The organism is bacterium Scap17, assembly GCA_013376735.1.
Taxonomy (GTDB): domain Bacteria; phylum Pseudomonadota; class Gammaproteobacteria; order Pseudomonadales; family Halomonadaceae; genus Cobetia.
The window spans coordinates 734,406-753,249 of sequence record VINJ01000001.1; the positions used below are offsets into that span (position 1 = coordinate 734,406).

General features: G+C 63.6%; 17 protein-coding genes. 9 read left to right on the forward strand and 8 right to left on the reverse strand.

Features of this window, described 5'->3' with window-relative positions; translation table 11 throughout:
- Positions 1–39 precede the first annotated feature (39 nt).
- Positions 40–1,389: a tRNA (N6-isopentenyl adenosine(37)-C2)-methylthiotransferase MiaB gene (gene miaB, locus FLM52_03145; GenBank protein ID NVN54796.1), complete on the reverse strand. Its 1,350-nt coding sequence runs from the start codon at positions 1,387–1,389 to the stop codon at positions 40–42.
- Between the two features lie 833 nt (positions 1,390–2,222).
- On the opposite strand from miaB, the gene FLM52_03150 reads away from it, so the two are divergent.
- Both FLM52_03150 and tmpT read left to right on the forward strand, forming a co-directional pair.
- Positions 2,223–2,921 carry an SH3 domain-containing protein gene (locus FLM52_03150; GenBank protein ID NVN54797.1) on the forward strand — a complete coding sequence of 233 codons (699 nt, stop codon included), beginning with the start codon at positions 2,223–2,225 and terminating at the stop codon, positions 2,919–2,921.
- 61 nt (positions 2,922–2,982) lie between these two features.
- Positions 2,983–3,633 (forward strand): thiopurine S-methyltransferase, encoded by a 651-nt coding sequence (gene tmpT / locus FLM52_03155; GenBank protein ID NVN54798.1) that lies wholly within the window; start codon positions 2,983–2,985, stop codon positions 3,631–3,633.
- A 124-nt stretch (positions 3,634–3,757) separates the two neighbouring features.
- On the opposite strand, the gene FLM52_03160 is transcribed toward tmpT, so the two are convergent.
- The 3 genes from FLM52_03160 to ggt all read right to left on the reverse strand — a co-directional run bounded on the left by FLM52_03160 (position 3,758) and on the right by ggt (position 7,733).
- On the reverse strand, positions 3,758–4,363 hold the full coding sequence (locus FLM52_03160) for a hypothetical protein (GenBank protein NVN54799.1): 606 nt from the start codon (positions 4,361–4,363) through the stop codon (positions 3,758–3,760).
- 181 nt (positions 4,364–4,544) lie between these two features.
- Positions 4,545–5,834: an MFS transporter gene (locus FLM52_03165; GenBank protein ID NVN54800.1), complete on the reverse strand. Its 1,290-nt coding sequence runs from the start codon at positions 5,832–5,834 to the stop codon at positions 4,545–4,547.
- Positions 5,835–5,972: 138 nt separating this feature from the next.
- A complete protein-coding gene (gene ggt, locus FLM52_03170) occupies positions 5,973–7,733 on the reverse strand; it encodes a gamma-glutamyltransferase (protein ID NVN54801.1) in 1,761 nt (586 codons plus the stop codon).
- A gap of 278 nt (positions 7,734–8,011) precedes the next feature.
- On the opposite strand from ggt, the gene FLM52_03175 reads away from it, so the two are divergent.
- Positions 8,012–8,719, forward strand: coding sequence for a ribulose-phosphate 3-epimerase (locus tag FLM52_03175; GenBank protein NVN54802.1), 708 nt, complete (start codon positions 8,012–8,014; stop codon positions 8,717–8,719).
- Positions 8,655–9,059, forward strand: coding sequence for a GIY-YIG nuclease family protein (locus tag FLM52_03180; protein ID NVN54803.1), 405 nt, complete (start codon positions 8,655–8,657; stop codon positions 9,057–9,059). The genes FLM52_03175 and FLM52_03180 overlap by 65 nt, the downstream gene beginning before the upstream one ends.
- Before the next feature lie 99 nt (positions 9,060–9,158).
- On the opposite strand, the gene FLM52_03185 is transcribed toward FLM52_03180, so the two are convergent.
- Positions 9,159–10,460, reverse strand: a complete 1,302-nt coding sequence (locus FLM52_03185; protein NVN54804.1) for an NAD(P)/FAD-dependent oxidoreductase — start codon at positions 10,458–10,460, stop codon at positions 9,159–9,161.
- Positions 10,461–10,800: 340 nt separating this feature from the next.
- On the opposite strand from FLM52_03185, the gene FLM52_03190 reads away from it, so the two are divergent.
- From FLM52_03190 to trpC, 5 genes are all read left to right on the forward strand, one after another.
- The gene (locus FLM52_03190) at positions 10,801–11,574 is read left to right on the forward strand and encodes a phosphoglycolate phosphatase (protein NVN54805.1); all 774 of its coding nucleotides are present in this window, start codon (positions 10,801–10,803) and stop codon (positions 11,572–11,574) included.
- A gap of 108 nt (positions 11,575–11,682) precedes the next feature.
- Entirely contained in the window at positions 11,683–13,170 is a 1,488-nt protein-coding gene (locus FLM52_03195; protein ID NVN54806.1) for an anthranilate synthase component I, read from the forward strand.
- A gap of 367 nt (positions 13,171–13,537) precedes the next feature.
- The gene (locus FLM52_03200) at positions 13,538–14,128 is read left to right on the forward strand and encodes an aminodeoxychorismate/anthranilate synthase component II (protein ID NVN54807.1); all 591 of its coding nucleotides are present in this window, start codon (positions 13,538–13,540) and stop codon (positions 14,126–14,128) included.
- A gap of 77 nt (positions 14,129–14,205) precedes the next feature.
- Complete coding sequence (trpD, locus tag FLM52_03205; GenBank protein ID NVN54808.1) at positions 14,206–15,252, forward strand: anthranilate phosphoribosyltransferase; 1,047 nt, start codon at positions 14,206–14,208, stop codon at positions 15,250–15,252.
- Positions 15,252–16,076: an indole-3-glycerol phosphate synthase TrpC gene (gene trpC / locus FLM52_03210; protein NVN54809.1), complete on the forward strand. Its 825-nt coding sequence runs from the start codon at positions 15,252–15,254 to the stop codon at positions 16,074–16,076. Before trpD ends, trpC begins: the two co-directional genes overlap by 1 nt.
- Before the next feature lie 153 nt (positions 16,077–16,229).
- On the opposite strand, the gene FLM52_03215 is transcribed toward trpC, so the two are convergent.
- The 3 genes from FLM52_03215 to FLM52_03225 all read right to left on the reverse strand — a co-directional run bounded on the left by FLM52_03215 (position 16,230) and on the right by FLM52_03225 (position 18,799).
- On the reverse strand, positions 16,230–17,048 hold the full coding sequence (locus FLM52_03215) for an HAD-IIB family hydrolase (protein ID NVN54810.1): 819 nt from the start codon (positions 17,046–17,048) through the stop codon (positions 16,230–16,232).
- A 105-nt stretch (positions 17,049–17,153) separates the two neighbouring features.
- The gene (locus FLM52_03220; GenBank protein ID NVN54811.1) at positions 17,154–17,975 is read right to left on the reverse strand and encodes a DeoR/GlpR transcriptional regulator; all 822 of its coding nucleotides are present in this window, start codon (positions 17,973–17,975) and stop codon (positions 17,154–17,156) included.
- Entirely contained in the window at positions 17,972–18,799 is an 828-nt protein-coding gene (locus FLM52_03225; protein NVN54812.1) for a glycerophosphoryl diester phosphodiesterase, read from the reverse strand. Before FLM52_03225 ends, FLM52_03220 begins: the two co-directional genes overlap by 4 nt.
- Between the last annotated feature and the right edge of the window lie 45 nt (positions 18,800–18,844).

An 18,844-nucleotide genomic window follows, 5' to 3' on the forward strand; every position in this document is an offset into this window, starting at 1 on the left:
GGCTGATGGCGCCTCGTCAATGTCGGGAGTGACGAGCGATCAATAGCGGTAGGGCGAGCTGAGCTCACCGCGCAGCGAGTTGGGGTAGGCCTCGGTGATCTCGACATCCACCAGGTAGCCGATCAGCTCGGTCGGGTTGGCGGCGCGGAAGTTGACCACCCGATTGTTCTCGGTACGCCCTGACAGCAGGCCCGGGTCACGCGGCGAGAAGCCGGAGACCAGGATGCGCTGGGTGGTGCCGACCATCTTGCGACCGATCTGCATCGCCTGCTGGTTGATGCGGTCCTGCAGGATGAGCAGGCGCTCCTTCTTCACCTCTTCCGGGGTGTCGTCTTCCAGATTCGCCGCCGGAGTGCCCGGGCGTGCGGAGTAGATGAAGCTGAAGGAGTGATCGAAGCCGATCTGGCCGATCAGATCCATGGTATCCATGAAGTCCTGATCGGTCTCGCCCGGGAAGCCGACGATGAAGTCGGAGGAGAAGCTGATGTCCGGGCGCAGCGCGCGGATGCGTTCGAGCTTGTCGATGTAGAGGTCACGCTCATGGCCACGCTTCATCGCCGCCAGGATGCGGTTGGAACCCGACTGCACCGGCAGGTGCAGGTGACTGACCAGCTCCGGGATCTCACCGAAGGCCTCGATCAGCGAGTCCTTGAACTCCAGCGGATGCGAGGTGGTGAAGCGGATGCGGTCGATGCCCTCGACCTGCGCCACGCAGCTGATCAGTTCGGCGAGGTCGATCTCCTCACCCAGCTGATTGAGACCGGCGTAGGCGTTGACGTTCTGGCCCAGCAGGTTGATCTCGCGCACGCCCTGTTCGGCCAGGTGGATGACTTCATCCATCACCCTCTCGAAGGGGCGAGAGACTTCCTCGCCGCGGGTGTAGGGCACCACGCAGAAGGTGCAGTACTTGGAGCAGCCCTCCATCACCGAGACGAAGGCGCTGGCGCCGTCGCTCTTGGGCGCGGGCAGATTGTCGAACTTCTCGATCTCGGGGAAGGTCACATCGACGACGGAAATCTGCTTGAGGCTGTCGCGGCGGGTATCGAGCATCTTCGGCACGCGGTGCAGGGTCTGCGGGCCGAACACCATGTCCACATGCGGGGCACGCTTGCGCAGGTTGTCACCTTCCTGACTGGCCACGCAGCCGCCAACGCCGATCACCAGCTCCGGGTTCTTTTCCTTGAGCTTCTTCCAGCGTCCCAGCTGGTGGAACACCTTCTCCTGCGCCTTCTCGCGGATGGAGCAGGTGTTGAGCAGGATGACGTCTGCTTCGGATTCGTCGCTGGTGACTTCCATCTGATGCGATTCGCCGAGCAGATCCGCCATGCGCGCGGAGTCATACTCGTTCATCTGGCAGCCGTGAGTCTTGATGAAGAGTTTCTTCGCCATTGCCTTGTGTGAACGCTCTGAGCTGCGCACCCGGGCTTCGTGCGCCCGCGCCCGGGCACTTGGTGGCGGCGGGCAGCGTCAGCGGTCAGGAGAAGCGGGCGCGACTTGTAATGAATGAGCCCCGGCGCTGATGGCTGGCCGGGAATCGAGGGCACGACGATACCGTGCCAAGCGGCACGCTGATCGGATCGAGGCCAAAATCGGGACGGCACAGTATAGGAGTCTGCCGGCCATGCGGCCAGCCCTGTCGCATCGCTGTCAGCAATGAGGAGGATGCCTGCCAACCACCGGTTCAGCCTGATGGTGGCTGTGGTATCCTCATGAGAAAGCCCGCGCATGCCCTGACGCTACAACAGGGGCTTGGCATGTTTCATAGTTATCAGGCAGGTGTTGCGCGACGCACATCAGGCTGTCAATGGCTTGATTTGTTGAGGTTTTCATGCCGATAGCCCGGCTGCCTGAGCTGGTTAAAATTTGATCGATTTGTTGGCGGGGCAGGCAATTCGCCGTGCGCAGGCCTGCCCCTTTGCGGTTGTCCCAAGACTTATCCACAGAAAGTGTGGATCTCTGAAGACACTGAAATGACAGTCTCGGATTTTTCTCGCGGCAATTTCGTTACCGTACGTCCTAGCGCGACAGCGATGCCAGGCAGGATGCCTTGCATTGCGCAACCTGGCAGACACCGCATGGGCAGACAGGGCGAGCCTTCCTTCGCCCAAAAGTGGTCGATCATGTTCGGCATGTGGGGACGCTGGATTCAGCACGTTTGCTCCTCGTGCCCACACGCCTGACACGGTCGGCTTACGCCCTTAGACAGCCATGAAGAACACGATATGACGCGATTCTCCATTACCAGCACCCCTTCATCTTTCGGTCTCCTGTCACCCCGATCGCCGTGTTCGACGCTTGCGCGCTCACTGCGCCGTGTGGTGCTGGGGGCTGGCGTCGCCGGAAGCCTGCTGCTGGGCGCTCCGCTGGCCAATGCAGCCACCGACCGCTGGGTCGCCGATGACCTCACCACCTTCGTGCGCAGTGGCCCTACGGATGGCTACCGCATCGTGGGCACGGTGGAAGCCGGCCAGCCCGTCGAGCTGCTCGAGGTCCAGAATGACTACAGCAAGATCCGCACTGCCAGCGGCGACGTGGTATGGATGCCCTCCGCTGACCTGCAGAACACCCAGAGCGTCAATGCCCGGGTGCCCGAGCTCAGCGCCAGGGTCAAGGAATTGACTGCCAAACTCGATGGCATCAATGAAGAGTGGGAAACCCGTGTCGAGGACATGAAGGCCGGCCTCGAGACGCGTCAGGCGCGTATCGAAGAGCTTGAGCAGGCCAACAACAGCCAGTCAGCCGAGCTTGCCCAGGCGCGCAGCAAGATGCAGGACATGGAAACCAAGCTCGATACCAAGAAGCAGGACCTGCTGATGCGCTACTTCATGTACGGCGGTGGCGTGGCGGGTGTCGGCCTGTTGGTTGGCCTGATCGTGCCGCACCTGCCGCGTCGCAAGAAGAAGCGTCACGGCTTCCTGTAAGGCATCCCGGTAACCGATAGCAGAGGGAGTGCGCCAGCTCATGTCGACACAAGACACGACGATGGACGCGACGCCGGCCAGTGACCCCTGGCTGGCGCGATGGCAGGAAGGGCGGATCGGCTTTCATCTGCCTGCCACACATTCGGCGCTGGAGCGCTGGTGGCCGCGGCTTGAGGTCGCGGCAGGCGCCAAGGTGCTGGTGCCGTTGTGTGGCAAGAGTCTCGACATGCGCTGGCTGGCGGCGCAGGGCTATCCGGTGCTGGGTATCGAGCTTGCCCGCCAGGCCTGCGAGCAGTTCGTCGCCGAAGGCGCTGGGGATGTCTCGCGCTATCGGCTGGAGCACTTCGAATGCTTCCGCCAGGGCATGGTCGAGTTGTGGTGCGGAGACTTCTTCCACTTCCATATCGATCATGTCGATCATCTGGACGCCTTCTATGATCGCGCCGCGCTGATCGCCTTGCCGCCGGCCACCCGGCAGCGCTATGCCTTCCATCTGGCGCAGCTGCTGCCCCCGGGCGCGCGTGGCCTGTTGATCAGTCTCGAGCGGCAGACGGAGCAGCATCAGGGCCCGCCATTCCATGTCGCCGAAGACGAGATTCGTCAGCTGTTGAGTGCCAACTTCACGCTTGAGGTGCTGGAGCGTCGCGCCCCGGATGAGCGCGGCCTGCGCGAGACGGTGTGGAGTCTGGTGCGCAAGGGACCGCGTCGCTGACGCCTCGGGGATGACCTTGTCAGTCAGGTACCGTCCTCTTGAAGGTTCAGTCCTCATGAAAAACGCCACCGCCGCCCAATGGGCGGCGGTGGCGTTTTCGTTGGTGACGAGCTGCTGATTGAGCTTACTGGTCGAGCTGGCGGATCAGCGTGGTGTCCTGGAAGGCGCGAGTCAGCGCATCCCCAATCACCTTTGAAACCATCTCGGTGTTCTTCTCCTGGCTCGGCTTGAGGGCATAGCCCTGGTCACGTGTCGCGGTGTAGCTGCCGGTATAGCGCTGCTTGCCGGACACGGCGACGGCCTTGATCACGCCATTGAGTGTCGCGGTATCGGTGATCAGGCCGCCACGCTTCACGCCATAGGCCAGCTCGGTCAGCGAGATGGTCAGCTCTGCTGCGCCCTGGTTGGCCTGCTCGGCGGATACCGGCACGAAGCCCATGCGGCGCAAGGCGCTGATGGTCTGGGCCTCAAGCTTGGGGGTCAGGTCGCCGGTCGGCACGACCAGATAGCTCGAGGCATTGGTGGCGCCATCGCGAGAACCGATGCGCTCTGACGGACGCTCATCGAGCACATCCACCACCACCTGCTGACCGTGGCCGACCACGCCCATCTCGCCGACCTGCGGATTGACGTACAGGCGCTGCGGGCTGGTGCCGCAAGCGCTGAGAAGTGCCGTCGTGGCGATCAGTGCCACGCTCATGCAGGTGGTGCGCAACTTGTGCATCATCATCGGGGTTCCTGGGCCTGAGGCCGGTTGTCATGGGAGTCATCTCGGCCATCCGTTGCCAATATCTCGCCTGCAGCGCGGGATGGCCGGAGCACAATGGCGCGAGTATAGGGCCAGAATGACGCCTGAGCGTAGTGGAAATTCAGGCTCACGGTTGTCACTTGATGGCGACATTCTCGAGAGTTCATGCGGGATCGACACGGCGCGCCAATGCCAGCAATCCCAGCAGGGGGCCTGGCAGGATGGCAAGCAGCAGCAGGCTGCCCTGTGAGGCGACCAGCGGAGTCAGCAGGGCGATCGAGACCAAAGACAGGCTGAAGCCGATGGCATTCATCACGGCCAATGCACTGGCTTGAAGCTCGACCGGCGTACCGCCTGCCGCGAGTGCCGAGAATTGCGGAGAATCGATCACGGCCATCAGGCTCCAGAGCGCCAGCAGGCCCAGCAGCAGACCATAGCTGGCGTCACCCTGCATGGCCGTGACGAAGAGCAGGGTGAGTATCACCGAGCCCGCCAGCCCCAGGCGAGCCACCCACAGACTACCGCGCGTGCGTGACAGCCAGCCTCCCACCACGCAGCCGGGCCCGCCCACCGCGATCACCAGGAAGCTATGCAGCGCCAGTTGCGTGGCCGATAGCGACAGATCATTGAGTCTGGCCATTGTCGTCAACAGCAGCGGTACCAGCGCCCATAGCGTATAGAGTTCCCACATGTGGCCGAAGTAGCCCAGGGCACCGCGCACGAAGCCGGGATGACGCCAGGCGGCCAGACCACGGGTGGCCCGCGCCAGCAAAGACGTCTTCGTCGAGGTCGTGACCCTTGCGGGAGGCGCGATGGCGGGCAGCAATGCGACCAGCCCGGCCCCTGCCACGGCCAGCAGTGATGCCATGCCGATGGCCGCTCCCCAGGGGAGCGAGAAGTGGCCACTGAGTTGCAGCGCGGCCAGGCCGTGCGGCAGTGCGGTTCCCAGTACCAGCATGCCCACCAGCCAGGCCAGTGCGGCACCGGCGCGGTCAGGCGCCGTGTGCACCATCAGCTTGAGGCCGATGGGGTAGATGCCGGCCAGGGCCAGTCCGGTCAGCACGCGCAGTCCGGAGGCGCTCAGCAGTCCCGGTGCGATCAGCAGAGCCAGATTGGTCAGCGCGCCCAGCACACAGGAGGCCATGAACAGATGGCGCGCCGCGAAGCGGTCTGCCAGTCCTGCCAGTCCCAGCGCCAGCGTACCGACGATGAAGCCGCCCTGTACCGAGGAGGTCAGTTGTCCGAGTGCCGCGGCGCTGTCGCTCGTGAAACTCCAGCTTTCCAGCATGGGGGCGAGTACGGCATTGGGGGTAAACCACAGGCTGGTGCCGAACAGCTGTGCCAGTGCGATCAAGGCGACCGGATAGCGGTTGGCCCATTGCCGCCAGCCAGAGATGGGGGGCGTGAGTGACTTGGTGGAGGACACGAGGGCACCTTGTAGGGCAGAGGGCATGATGGCGCAGCAAGACGCGAACGGGCGACACCGAAGTGTCGCCCATCACAGATAGCCCGCCCCATCAATGGGGTCAAGGCGTCATTGATGGGGCAGCTCGGCAACGCGGTGCAGAGACTACCCCGTCGCAGCTATCGTCTACAGCCCCATGGCCGAAGAGGTGGAGCGGCGCGGGTCAGCACCGCCGTAGAAGGTGCCGTCGTCGATCATGATCGACTGGATGGCGCCCATGGCGTCCTTGGTCACCACCTTGTGGCCCATCGCCTCGAGCAGGCGGATGGTGTCCTTGCTGATGCCCGCCTCGATACGAATCTCGTCCGGCAGCCACTGGTGGTGGATGCGCGGTGCGCTGACCGCCGACTGGATGTTCATGCCGTGGTCGATCACGTTCATGATCACCTGCAGCGTAGTGGTGATGATGCGCGAGCCGCCGGGGCTACCGGTGACGAGGAAGTTCTTGCCATCCTTCATCACGATGGTCGGGCTCATGGAAGACAGCATGCGCTTGTTCGGCTCGATCTTGTTGGCGACGCCACCGATCAGGCCATAGGCGTTCGGTACGCCCGGCTTGGCGGAGAAGTCATCCATCTCGTTGTTGAGCAGGAAACCTGCGCCATCCACCACGATCCCGGAACCGTAGCTGAAGTTGATGGTGTAGGTGTTGGAAACGACCAGACCATTGCCATCGGCAATCGAGAAGTGGGTGGTCTGATTGGACTCATACGGCTGCGGCTTGCCGGGCTTGACCTCACTGGAGGGCGTTGCCTTGTTCATGTCGAACTGGGCGCGCAATTCCTTGGCGTAGTCCTTGGAGATGATGCCCGACAGCGGCACATCGACGAAGTCGGTGTCGCCAAGATACTCGGAGCGGTCGGCGTAGGCGCGGCGCATCGCCTCGGCCATCACGTGGAGGGTGGCGGCAGAGTTGAAGCCCATTGCCTGGATGTCGTCACCCTCGAGCATGTTGAGAATCTGAACGATGTGCGCGCCGCCGGAGGAGGGCGGGCTCATCGAGAAGATGTCATAGCCACGATAGGTGCCGTGGACCGGCTCGCGGATGGCCGGCTCGTAGGCCTTGAGGTCATCCAGCGTCATGATGCCGTCGTGGCGCTCCATCTCGGCGACGATCAGTCGGGCAGTCTCGCCCTCGTAGAACTCGCGCGCACCATTGGCGGCGATGCGCTTGAGGGTCGCGGCCAGTTCCGGCTGCTTGAACAGCTCACCCGCTTGATAGTTGCTGCCGTCAGGCTTGTAGAACACCTTGGCGGTGCTGTCCCACTTGGCCAGGCGGTCCTTGGCATCGCTCAAGCCCTTGGCGAAGCGCGTCGGAATCACGAAGCCGTCTTCGGCCAGCTTGATCGCCGGGGCGAGGGCCTGCTCGAGGCTCAGGGTGCCGTAGTCTTCCAGCGCCTTGGCAAGGCCTGCGACGGTGCCGGGCACGCCTGCCGCACGGTGGGTGAAGCGTGACCATTCGGAGACCGCCTCGCCATTCTCATCTTGGAACATCGTCTCGCTGGCCGCCGCCGGGGCCTTCTCGCGGTAGTCGATGGCCACCACTTCGCCGGTCTTCTCATCGGACGCCAGCATGAAGCCGCCGCCACCGATATTGCCGGAACGCGGCTGGGTCACGGCCAGTGCGAAGCCTGCCACCACGGCAGCGTCGACGGCGTTGCCGCCATTGGCCAGCACATCGCGTGCGACCTGGGAGGCCAGATAGTGGCTGGTCGCGACCATGCCGTGCTTGCCTTCCTGGGGGTGGAAGCGCTCGCCTTCCAGAATCGCGGAAGATTCGGCGAAGGCAGCGGGAATCGCCGTCGGTAGCAGGCCGGCCAGCGGCAACAGTGTGGCGGCGGCGAGGGTCTTCAGCCGCTTGCGTGCGGCAAGGGAGGTGTCAAACATGAGTCGATTATTCCATTTATCGTTATTGGAGTTGCAGCATGGCAATGGTGTCGCGAGTGTCATGTGCTGTCGTGAGTCGTGTCGGCAAGTGTTGCCCTGACGAACTCTTTTACTATCAGTTGCTAATGCAGCAATTTCAACCACCTGATGGCAGGCCTGGTCTTGTCATGGCGAGTGCGAGCGACAGGGGGCTACCCCGAACGGTGTCACACAGCGCCTGTCTTTTGTGAGAGTGTGGCGTAAAATGCCCCTTCCACTTCTCGCTGGCGCCTGATGACATGTCTGAACTACTGCCGAATGACTTCAAGATTGCCCCGTCGATCCTGTCTGCCGACTTCGCCCGCCTGGGGCAGGAGGTCGAGGATGTGCTGGCCTCCGGGGCCGATATCGTCCACTTCGACGTGATGGACAATCATTACGTGCCCAACCTGACCATCGGGCCGATGGTGTGCAAGGCGCTGCGTGACTACGGCATCACCGCCGAGATCGACGCCCATCTGATGGTCACGCCGGTCGACCGCATGATCGGTGACTTCGCCGAGGCCGGTGCCAGCTACATCACCTTCCATCCGGAAGCCTCCGACCACGTCGACCGCTCGCTTCAGCTGATCCGTGATGCGGGCTGCAAGTCCGGTCTGGTATTCAATCCGGCCACGCCGCTGTCCTACCTCGACTACGTGATGGACAAGGTCGACATGATCCTGTTGATGAGCGTCAACCCGGGCTTCGGCGGCCAGTCGTTCATCCCCGGCACCCTCGACAAGCTGCGTGAAGCGCGTCGTCGCATCGATGCCTCCGGCTACAACATCCGTCTCGAGATCGATGGTGGCGTCAAGGTCGACAACATCGCCGAGATCGCGCGTGCCGGTGCCGACACCTTCGTGGCCGGTTCCGCCATCTTCAATGCGCGCAGTGACAGCGATGCCAACCGCTACGACAGCGTCTTGGCGAAGCTGCGTGCCGAGCTTGCCAGCGTGCGCAGCTGATCGCGTGGCGGATGACAGCACGCGGGCTTGCGAAGCAGCCGACAGCTCGGCTCACGCCGGGACGCTCAGCGAGTGGTCGCTGTACGTTCTCGAGACGGCCCAGGGGCGCCTCTACACCGGTATCAGTACCGATGTGGCGCGCCGTGTGAGCGAGCATGAGGGCGGCAAGCGCGGTGCACGAGCGCTGCGCGGCAAGGGGCCTTTGATGCTGTGTTATCAACAGGTGGTCGGCGACCGCTCGCGGGCGCTCAAGCTCGAATATCGCGTCAAGCAGCTGAGTGTGGCGGCCAAGCGCCGGCTGATCGCCGGTGAGATGACACTGGACAGCCTGCTCGACTGACGGTCTGCTGATTGAATGCTTGAAACGAAAACGCCCCCAGCGGTCTCCGCTGGGGGCGTTTTGTTGACTGGCGACCCTGCCGGGCAGGCTGTCCCAGTCTCAGTGCAGTTTCATCTTCGGACGCAGGTAACGGTTCAGGCCATCGACCACCACTGTCATGCCGGTCTTGACCACGCCGTGGATCGCCATCTGGTGCATGCGATACAGCGAGGCGTAGAAGAACTTGGCCAGGCGACCTTCGATGAACAGTGAACGCGCCGAGGCACCGCGCATCAGCGAGCCGACGGCGTCGAAGTGCGCCAGCGAGATCAGCGAGCCGTGGTCCTTGAACACGAAGTCCTTGAGCGGCTTGTTGGCCATCGCGGCGCGCAGATTCTTGACCATCAGGCTGGCCTGCTGGTGAGCGGCCTGGGCACGCGGCGGGACGCGCTTGTCATCCGGCTGCGGGCAGCTGGCGCAGTCACCGAGCGCAAAGATGAACTCATCATCGATGCTCTGCATGGTCTGGTGCACCTTGACCTGGTTGTTGCGCTCGGTGGACAGGCCCAGCTCGGACAGGAAGGCGGGCGCCCGGATACCGGCGGCCCAGACGCTCAGGTCGGCTTCGATCAGGGTGCCATCGGCCGTGGTGATACCGCGTGAGTCGGCGCAGGTCACCCGGGTATCGACGTGGATATCGACGCCCAGCCTGGTCAGCTCCTTGGCAACCGGCTTGCCGATGCGTTCCGGCAGGGCGGGCAGGATGCGCGGTGCGGCCTCGATCAGGTGGACCTTGACCTGGCGGTCTTCCAGCGAGGAGAAGCCGTAGCTGTGCAGCATCTTGGAGGCATCAAACAGCTCGGCGGAGAGTTCGACCCCGGTGGCGCCGGCGCCGATGATGGCGACGTTGAGCTGCTGGCGCTCACATTCCTTGCCGTTGGCGCTGAAGCGCAGGAAGGTGTCGAGCATGTCGCGGCGGAATTTCTCGGCCTGCTGCGGGCTGTCCAGGAAGTGGCAATGCTCGGCGACGCCTTCGGTGCCGAAATCATTGGACACGCTGCCCAGTGACAGTACCAGATAGTCATAGCTGAGCTGGCGGGCAGGCAGCAGCACGTTGCCCTTGGCATCGTGGATGGCGGCCAGGGTCAGCTGCTTCTCTTCACGCTCCAGGCTTTCCAGGGTGCCGCGCTGGAACTTGTAGCCGTGGGCCTTGGAATGGCCCTGGTAGGAGACTTCATCGAGACCGGAATCCAGCACGCCGGTGGCCACTTCGTGCAGCAGCGGTTTCCAGATGTGCGTGGAATTGCGGTCGATCAGAATGATCTCGGCTTTCTTCTTGCGGCCCAGCTTGTGGCCCAGTTTGGTGACGAGTTCCAGACCGCCGGCGCCTCCGCCAACGACTACGATGCGGGGAATGGCCATTGAGTGCTCCTGAGAGTGACAAGGTCGAAAAGGACAAGCAGAAACTGGCTGTCGCCGGAGCGTCGGGTCGCGCATTTTTTCGTTGTCACTGGCGCCACACCCGGAGGGACGGTCGACGGAATGGCGCTATGGTAACGTGGCCACTGGCGTGCTAATAGTGGCAAGGTGAAGGAATGTAATTTTTTTACGGATTTTTCCAACAAAACAGATGAAACCATGCGTTGCGTGGATGAATGACGGACGATTCTCATCCCGTGACAGCCGGATTCAGCGGGTGGTCTCAGGAGGCCAGGTGAGCGAAAAGACGGTGATGCAGACTTTTGAAGAGGCGCCTGTCCAGATGGCGCCTCATTCAGCTTCCACACCTTGCGATACCGCGCATGGCGGGGGGGCTCTCGGGGCCCGGCCCGAGCAGGCACAGGGCCTCGATCACGGACTGGCACATCCGGCGTTGCGGGGCATCGAGATGGTGGCCTTCGATCTGGATGGCACCCTCATCGACTCGGTGCCGGACCTCGCCCATGCGATCGACTGCATGCTTGAGCAAGAGGGGCTGACGGCGCTGGGGGAGGCGCGGGTACGCGACTTTGTCGGCAATGGATCGCGGGTGCTGGTGGAGCGCGCCCTGGCAGCACATGGCCTGGCGACCGATGACCTGGCGCGGGTCGAGCAGGCGCATCAGAGCTTCCTGGCACATTACGCCGCCGACCCCAGCTCGCGTACGCGACTCTATCCCGGGGTGCGGGAATGCCTGGAGGGTCTGCGCCAGGCCGGGATCCCGCTGGTGCTGATCACCAACAAGCCGGAGGCCTTCATCGAACCGTTGCTTTCGCACTTCGCGCTGAGCGAGCACTTCGCGCTGGCGCTGGGCGGCGACAGTCTGCCGACGCGCAAGCCGGACCCTGCGCCCCTGCTGTTCGCCGCCGAGCGGCTGGGAGTGCCGCCGCGTCAGGCCTTGATGGTCGGAGACTCGCGCCACGATATCGCGGCAGGCCGCGCCGCCGGCTTCCGCACCCTGGCGGTACCTTACGGCTACAACCATGGCGAGCCGATCTCGCGCAGCCATCCGGATTACCTCGTCGACTCGCTTGCCGAGCTTGTCGTGGCTGACTGAGTCTGGCAGACAGCGCTGCCGCCAGCGACACGCAATGATAGACTGAGCCCCAGACAAGCCGGCCTCGTGCCGGCAACGCACCCTCCGTGGAAGGAACTGCAGGTCATGATGACCCCACAACACTTCGCTGAACTGGCCGAAGCCGGTTACAACCGCATTCCCGTCACCCGTGACGTGCTGGCGGATCTCGACACGCCACTGTCTACCTATCTCAAGCTGGCCGACATGCCGTGGACCTTCCTGCTGGAGTCCGTGCAGGGTGGCGAGAAATGGGGGCGTTATTCCATCATCGGCCTGCCGTGTCGTGAGCGCATCGAGGTGCGTGGCCAGGTGATCTCGCATCTGACCAATGGCGAGCAGACCGGCATGACCGAGGTCGAGGACCCCCTCGACTGGATCGAGCAGTTCCAGACCCGTTTCCGTGTGCCGGTCATCGACGGTGCGCCGCGCTTCAATGGCGGTCTGGTCGGCTACTTCGGCTATGACACCGTGCGCTATATCGAACCGCGCCTGCGGGGTGTCGAGAAGCCGGACCCGCTGGGCGTGCCGGACATCCTGCTGATGGTCGCCGATGAGCTGGTGATCTTCGACAACCTGTCCGGGCGTCTGACGCTGTTGACCCACGCCGACCCGGCAATGCCGAACGCCTACGAGGCCGCTTGCGAGCGTCTCGAACGTCTCGAGATCCAGCTGCGCAGCGCGACGCTGAATACCGTCAGTCCCGGCACCGGCGGCGAGCCGGTCAAGGAGACCGACTTCACCTCCGGCTTCACCGAGGAAGGCTTCAAGGGCGCAGTGGATAAGATCAAGGAATACGTGCTGGCCGGTGATGTCATGCAGTGCGTGCCGTCCCAGCGCATGTCGATTCCCTATCGCGCCGCGCCGCTGGATCTCTACCGTGCACTGCGCAGTCTGAATCCCTCGCCCTACATGTTCTTCTTCAACCTGGATGACCACCACGTCATCGGCTCGTCGCCGGAGATTCTCTCGCGTCTCGAGGATGGCGAGGTCGCTGTGCGTCCGATCGCCGGGACTCGCGTGCGCGGCGCCACCGAAGAGGAAGACTTGGCGCTGGAGAAGGACCTGCTGTCAGACCCCAAGGAAGTCGCCGAGCACCTCATGTTGATCGACCTGGGCCGCAATGATGCCGGCCGCATCAGTCAGACCGGCAGCGTCAAGGTGACGGACCAGATGGTGGTGGAGCGCTATTCCCACGTCATGCACATCGTCTCCAACGTCACCGGCAAGCTGAAGGAAGGCCTGGGGCCGATGGATGTGCTGCGGGCCACCTTCCCGGCCGGTACCCTGTCCGGTGCGCCGAAGATTCGCGCCATGGAAATCATCGACGAGGTGGAGCCGGTCAAGCGTGGCATCTATTCCGGCGCGGTAGGCTATCTCTCCTGGCATGGCAACATGGATACCGCCATCGCGATCCGCACCGCGGTGCTCAAGGATCAGGTGCTGCACGTTCAGGCCGGTGCCGGTGTGGTCGCGGATTCCGTTCCGCAGTCCGAGTGGGATGAGACGCTCAACAAGGGGCGTGCTCTCTTCCGTGCCGTGGCGATGGCGGAGCGCGGTCTGGACAATCTGGACTGATCGACGCGCCGTGCATTTCGGGAGTGACTCGCCAGTGTGGGCGGGTCGTTCCCTGCAACGGCGCATGTGATTGACACTCCTGACAGCTCAACGCACTATTGACCCATGACGCTACGTAACCCGCACGACCTCATCCAGCAGTGGTGGCGCTCCTGACAAGGGGGCGGCTTTCGCATGTCTGAAGTTCGAGGACGTACGACCAGAAGAATGCCGCCGACCAGGGCGGCATTTTTGTTGCTGGACGGCGGGAACGACACCACAGAAGAGCGGGCAGGCCACTGAGTCACGGCGCAGGACCCGCTCCCGAGAATGGACACTGACCATGCAGACATTCACTTCCCAGGATGCCAGCACGCCACGCGTGCTGATGATCGACAACTTTGACAGCTTCACCTACAACATCGTCCAGTATCTGAGTGAGCTGGGCGCGGAAGTGCTGACCGTGCGCAATGATGCCATCACCCTCGAGCAGATCGAGGCGCTCGGCGCTTCACATCTGGTGCTGGGTCCGGGGCCGTGTACGCCCAACGAGGCCGGCATCACGCTGGAAACCATTCATCACTTCGCCGGCAAGCTGCCGATTCTGGGCGTGTGTCTCGGTCACCAGGCCATCGGTCAGGTCTATGGCGGCAAGGTGGTACGTGCCCCTCAGGTGATGCACGGCAAGACCTCCTCCGTGCGTCACGACAACAGCGGTGTCTTCGCCGCGCTGGCCGAGCCGCTGGAAGTCACGCGCTATCACTCGCTGGTGGTCGATCGCGAGAGCCTGCCCGAGTGTCTGATCGTCACCAGCTGGACGGATGACGAGGATGTCACGCCTCAGTTGATCATGGGCCTGCGCCATCGCGAGCTGGATGTCGAAGGCGTCCAGTTCCACCCCGAGTCGATCCTGACATTGCAGGGTCATGAGCTTCTGGCTAATTTCCTGCGCCGTGGCGAGGCTGCGAAAGCTGCTTGAGCGGGCGTTGATCGCAAGAGCTACATCCTATTTTTTCATGCGTCAGCCGCCGAGGCTGGCGCCTGCGGAGACACAACATGCAGATGCGTGAGGCGATTGGCGCCGTGATGCGCCGCCAGCACCTGAGCTACGACGACACTCATGCGGTCATGACGGCCATCATGACCGGCGAGGCGACCCAGGCGCAGATCGGGGCCTTGCTGATGGCGCTGTCGATGAAGGGCGAGACCGTCGATGAGCTGGCCGCCGCTGCCCAGGTGATGCGTGAGCTGATGACGCGCGTCACGGTGCGTGCCACTGATGCGGTGGATATCGTCGGCACCGGCGGTGATGGCGCCAACCTGTTCAATGTTTCCACGGCGGCAAGTTTCGTGGTGGCGGCCGCCGGTGGTCATGTGGCCAAGCATGGCAATCGCAGTGTCTCGTCATCGTCCGGCAGTGCCGACCTGCTTGAATCGGCCGGCATCCATCTGGCGCTGGACGTCGAGCAGGTCGCACGCTGCATCGATGATATCGGGGTCGGCTTCATGTTCGCACCCAATCATCACGCCGCCATGAAGCACGTGATCGGCCCGCGCCGCGAGATGGGTGTGCGTACCATGTTCAACATTCTCGGCCCGTTGACCAATCCGGCCGGCGCCACCCGTCAGGTGCTGGGGGTCTATGATCCGGCGCTGGTACCGCTGATGGCCGAGGTGCTCAAGCGCCTCGGGGCCGAGCATGTGCTGGTGGTGCACAGCGATGACGGCCTGGACGAGATCTCGCTGGCGGCATCGACGCTGGTCAATGAACTCAAGGATGGTGAGATCCGCGAATACCGTATCGCGCCGGAAGACTTCGGTCTCGCGCGCCAGTCGCTGGAAAGTCTGGCGGTGGAGACCTCGGATGCCAGCCTCAAGCTGGTGCAGCAGGCGCTGCGCGGAGATGAGGGCCCGGCCAGCGACATCGTGGCGCTCAATGCCGGCGCGGCTCTTTACGTGGCGGGCATCGCGGACAGTCTCAAGGAGGGGGTCAGCATTGCCGAGGACGTGCAGGCCAGCAAGCTGCCGTTCGAGAAGATGAAGGAGTTGGCAGATTTCACCCGTGTCTACGCCCAGGTCAATGATGAAGGAGCGACCCGCTGATGAGCACCGAGCAGACGACTGACAAGGCATTGCCGACCATCCTGGCCAGGATTCTGGCGCGCAAGGAAGAAGAGATCGCCGAGCGCAGCGCCGCGGTGAGCGAGGCGGACCTGCAGGCTCTGATCGAGAAACAGAGCGCGCCGCGCGGCTTCATCGCGGCGCTGACGTCGCGCATCGACCGTGGCGAGCCGGCCATCATCGCCGAGGTGAAGAAGGCGTCACCCTCCAAGGGCGTGATCCGTGAAGACTTCGTGCCCGCCGAGATCGCCGTAGCCTATGAGCAGGCCGGCGCCGCCTGCCTGTCGGTGCTCACCGATGCCGACTTCTTCCAGGGACATGAGGACTTCATGATCGAGGCGCGCGACGCCGTCTCGATTCCGGTGATTCGCAAGGACTTCATCATCCACCCGTATCAGGTGCTGGAAGCGCGTGCCATCGGCGCCGACTGCATCCTGTTGATCGTCGCGGCGCTGGACGACGCACGCCTGAGCGCTCTGTATCGTCAGGCGCGCGAGCTGAGCATGGATGTGCTGGTCGAGGTGCACGACGGCGAAGAGCTCAAGCGTGCACTGGCGCTGGGCATGGAGCTGGTCGGCATCAACAACCGTGACCTGCGTACCTTCGAGACGTCGCTGGAGACGACGCTGGACCTGCTGACCGACATGCCGCAGGGCGTGCGTGTGGTCACCGAATCCGGCATCCATACCCGTGACGATGTGGCGAAGATGCGCGACGGTGGTGTCCATGGCTTCCTGGTGGGAGAAGCCTTCATGCGCTTTGATGATCCGGGTGAAGGTCTGCGGGGATTGTTCTTCGCGGATTGATAGCCGGTGGTTTGTGTTATTTGTTATCTTATGGATAACAAAACCCCGCATAGTGATGCCATGCGGGGTTTTTCATGCCTGTCTGCTGACTTCTGTATCAAAGCCTGTGGCCGTCATCCTGCTGGAGGTCTATACCCGCCATCAGTCACAGGGTCAGGCGTCTGTCTTGACGCTCTCGCCCCCCTTGCGTGCCGAGAGCAGAGCCTCGGCAATTTCTTCGACCCCGGCGCCATGACTGTGGCGTGTCACCCAGCTGGGCTCCCAGCCCAGTGCCGCGCGGTGCTGGATGATATTGGCCACGCCTACGGTGTGACGGAAGGTCGCGAACATCGGCGCATCATTGGGCGCATCGCCGACGTACATCACCTCCTGCTCCAGCTGCATGCGGTCCAGGCCGAAGGTCTCGGTGAGGACTCGCACCGCCATGCGCGCCTTGTCGAACTCGCCCTGCCACGCATTGATGTGGATTGAGCTGGCGCGCGCCTGAATGCCAGCGGCCGTGAAGCCGGCGATGATGGCACGAATCTCGCTCTGGGCCAGCGGGCCTACCGCCTGACAGTGGTCCACCGCGACATCGGCAAATCGGAAGGGCTGGTCCTGGGCCAGTGCTGCGCGCGGGTGATTGAGCAGCAGCTGGCGAGCGACGGTCATGACATGGCGTTGACGAGCGCGCAGGCGCTGCTCGTCTTCCCACCAGGTGGTGAGGATGCGCTGCCCCTGGCGGCGAAAGGCAAAGGCACCGTTCTCACCGATCACGCTGGCGATCGGCCAGGCGCGCGCGATGTGATCACACCAGCCCGCACAGCCGCCCGTGACGGGAATGACCTTGATGCCGGCGGCATCCAGGCGTTCCAGTGCCGCCAGCGTCGATGCCGCGAGACGCCCCTCATGGGTGAGGGTGTCATCGATATCGGTCAACAGATAGCGGATACCCGACAGGGTGCTGGCAGGACAGTGAGCGAAGGCTTGCATGGTGATTCCAGAAATCCTCAGAAGGTAAGCGGGAGCGCGGCTGTCATCCGTCGTGTGTCCCTTCAGTATCGTCGATGCGTGACGGCTTGCGCGACGCGCCTCGGTTCAGGCGGTGAAGCGCACCGACAGGCTCTGCTGGCTGGCAGCCTCCAGCGCGCTGCGATAATCGGGCTGATGGGGCAGCTCATCGGTGACCAGCAGGTCGATCTCCTCGAGCGGGGCGATGCGGCACATGGCGGCGCGCCCCCATTTGCTGGCGTCGGCGACCAGGATCCTGCGCTGGGCGTGGCCGATCAGTGTACGACTGACCGCGGCTTCCTCCGGGTCGAAATCGAGCAGCCCACCGGTATCGAGACCACCACAGCCGAGGACCGCGATATCGACCTGATGACGCGCGAAGAAGGCCACGGTGGCACTGCCGACCACATCGAGATCCTGTGGGCGCAATTGTCCTTCCGCCAACTGGACAGCGACATCCGGATGGGTCGAGAGCGCTTGGGCCACCTGCAGATTGTTGGTGATCACGCGCAGGCCGCGCCGGGCAAGCAAGGCTTCGGCGACCGCTACCACGCTGGTGCCGATGCCCAGCGCCAGGGTGGCGCCATCGGGAATCTCGGCGACCACGCTGGCGGCCATGGCCTGCTTGGCGGTTCGTGCCAGCATGATGCGCTGGGTATGACCCAGGTTGTAACCGCCCGGTGGGCGCTCGATGCCGCCGTGGCGTCGACGCGCCAGCCCGCGCTCACACAGCACGGCCAGGTCACGCCGGATGGTCTGGGGCGTGACGTCGAAGGTATGGGCCAGCGGGTCGACCGCCAGCTGGCCCTCGCGGGCCAGTCGCTCGAGAATCTGTTGCTGGCGCCTCGTCAGTGCGTCATTGCTCGCGTGTTCGACGCTGCGACTGTCGCGCTCGATGCCCGGGCTCATGTCCGGGATAGCCCTTGCGTAGGGGTGTCGTTCGGCAGAGTGGGCTCGCGATCCTCCTCGCTGAAGATGGCCGGGTCATCGCTGATGACGGCATCCACACCCCAGGCCCAGCGCGGTGCGAAGGCCGCCGCATCATTGGGCGTGTAGCAGAGCAGCTTGTGGCCTCGGCTGGTGACGGCACTGGCCGCGGCGCGAGTCAGGGCGCGCCAGTCGGCATGCACGGAGCTTGCGTTCAGCTCATCGGCCAGGCTCTGCCAGTCATCGGGGATGTCATCGAAGAGCAGGCCGATATGCACCTGTGGGTCGCGTTGACGCGTCAGGCGCAGCGCCTGGGGGTCAAACGACGAGATGATCAGGTGCGAGGGGGGGAGATGGGCGCTGGCCATCGGAATGGCGGCATCGACCAGCGCCTGGGCATCGTGGCCGGGACTGAGTTTGAGCTCCAGATTCAGACGCATGTCCAGGCGCGCGATCAGCTCCAGCGCCTGCTTGAGCGAGGCCATCCGCTCACCGGCAAAGCACGCATTGAACCAGCTGCCGACATCGAAGGTCTGCACGCTGCCCCAATCGAGATTCTTGAGCTTGCCACGCCCATCCGAGCAGCGATTCACGCCGGCATCGTGCCAGATGACCGGTGTGCCGTCGCCCAGCAACTGCACGTCCAGCTCCACCCATTGAAAGCCGGCCTCATGCGCCGCCTGAATGGCGGCCAGGGTGTTTTCCGGCGCATAGGCCGACAGACCGCGATGCGCGATCGCCAGGGGCAGGGACAGAGCGTTGTCGGTTGAGCGTGATGAGTCAGCTGAATGTGACGATGAAGCCATGGTGAATCCTCACAGAAAGAATGGCATGTCTGCCCGCTACGCAGC